Genomic DNA, 1,937 nt, shown 5'->3' on the forward strand with positions numbered 1-1,937 from the left:
CCTGTCATATAGGGGTTGATAATCAAACTCAATACTGCTAGGGCGACTTCTTCGGGTTGCCCTAAATGTTCGACAGGTAGAGCAGAAACCGCCCATTTGCTCAGGTCGGAGCGTTCCGAATCACCTTGACTGGTCCAGATGCTTGTATCTTCTATTAATCCGGGGGCAACAACGTTAACGCGAATAGGAGCGAGTTCTAGGGCGAGGGCGCGTCCAAATACGGCTACGGCACTATTAGCGGCGGCTATGACGGAAATTCCGCCCATTTTGGAATATTTGAACATAGTGACGCTGGATGTCAGGGTAATAGAACCGTCCTTGGCCAAAGTTTTCAGGGAGCCACGCACTGCTAAAAAGGTTGCCCAGAATTTCTCCATACCTCCCCGGGCCGTTTCTGTGGTCATTGCGGTTAATAAGGCTCGCGGCATATTTCTGTCTCCGAGAGAGGTGACTACTAAATGGTCAAAGTTGCCAATTTCTGCAAAAAAGGCATTAACAGAATCTTCTTCTAAAAAATTAACAGTTTTGGCTTCAATCTCCCCGGAAATTAGGGCAACAGCGGCAGCTAATTTCTCTTGAGAAGCATGGGAAAGCACCACTTTTGCCCCCAGGGAGAGCAATTTTTCGGCAATCCCTAGGTCAATCCCAGAGCTTGCACCAATAATAACGACTTTTTTACCCGATAAGGAATCAAACATTTTTTTGTCTCCAAAAATTCAAGAAAAACTTACAACTATTACAGTATATTGACTGGCTTTTGGGCAGCAACTAACCAATAAGTTATGGCCGAGGAACTTAGCAAATTATCCAGAGCATTAATGTTTAAATTATAGGTTTCTTCGTCTAATTTTCCCGATTGCAATTCCTCTGTTAACCAAGACTTAAGATGGCGAAAATGTCTGAACCAGCACTCCTCCGTCACCTCGACAAATTGAACATCTTTAAACCCTGCCTGTTGATAAAGATTTTGATACTCTGCAATATCTTTGACGGTGTTTGCTTGGGGAACTGTCCAATCCCCTAAAAGTTCTGTTGTGGCAAAACTCAGATCTGAGAGAATTAAGGTTCCCCCCGGCTTTAATACTCGCCAAGCTTCTTGGAAGAATTGCCGCCTGGTATTAAAATAAAAAGCCGCTTCTACACAAATAATTTGCTCAAAAGAATGATCAGCAAAATCCATCTCTACTGCGTCCATTAACAGAAATTTACCCTCGGGAAAATTCAAGAGACTTCTGGCAATTTGTGTCGGAGAAATGTTAATCCCCACAATTGCTGTCAATGGGTAATATTTGAGAAGATAATGGGTAGTTGCTCCCAAACCACAGCCAACATCAAGAATTGTTCCCTGTTTGTTGGGAATAAATTCTAAAAGTTTCTCCATCAGAGTAGAGGATGCTTCCTGTTGATCTTGGGTATGGGAGAGCCAATAACCGACATTAAAAAACTCTCTTTCACCATAAAACTCTCGAATCGAAGGACTACAAATTAAATCATCGAATCTACTAATCCATTCATTTTTATCCATTGTTAAACTCACTTAACTGTTTCGGCAAAAACTACATTAGTTTAACACGATTGGGCTTAGTAGAGCGGGAAGTGGGAAGTGGGTTATAGCAATGCTTGCCAAACTCTTGTTAAGGCACTAGATATTGACCGCGTGGCTGAGGCGATATAAAAAAAAGGAGCCACACCTTTTCCCTTAGATACCGATAAATTTCCCTTAGAGGTTCAACTAACAGCCCAATTTAATGGTAAAAAAAGTTTTTATCAATTAACCTATAACCATCAATCTATATTATCATATCTGGTGAGGGACAGAAGTTAGGGAGCATCTCACCTTTGCAATAAGTAGAAATGCTTAATGAGATCAATAAAAAAGTTAAAAAAGGCAACCATTTAGATAAGCACAGCGATGACGAAGGACTTGCGGTACATTA

General features: G+C 41.5%; 2 protein-coding genes and 1 pseudogene. 1 reads left to right on the top strand and 2 read right to left on the bottom strand.

Going from position 1 to position 1,937, the window contains the following annotated elements:
* Both PX481_RS22795 and PX481_RS22800 read right to left on the bottom strand, forming a co-directional pair.
* Window positions 1-698 (bottom strand): SDR family oxidoreductase (locus PX481_RS22795; protein WP_288096214.1); only part of this gene is annotated, 698 nt, incomplete at its 3' end.
* Window positions 699-736: 38 nt separating this feature from the next.
* On the bottom strand, window positions 737-1,525 hold the full coding sequence (locus tag PX481_RS22800) for a class I SAM-dependent methyltransferase (protein WP_288096217.1): 789 nt from the start codon (window positions 1,523-1,525) through the stop codon (window positions 737-739).
* A gap of 78 nt (window positions 1,526-1,603) precedes the next feature.
* Between PX481_RS22800 and PX481_RS29885 the strand changes: the two are divergent.
* A pseudogene (locus tag PX481_RS29885) lies at window positions 1,604-1,813 on the top strand (MvdC/MvdD family ATP grasp protein); the annotation flags it as partial.
* Between the last annotated feature and the right edge of the window lie 124 nt (window positions 1,814-1,937).

It is taken from the genome of Microcystis sp. M53603_WE2, assembly GCF_030065435.1.

Excerpts from the sequence above, each read along its gene's own strand:
- PX481_RS22800 (WP_288096217.1), bottom strand. The coding sequence starts at position 1,525 with ATGGATAAAAATGAATGGATTAGTAGATTCGATGATTTAATTTGTAGT.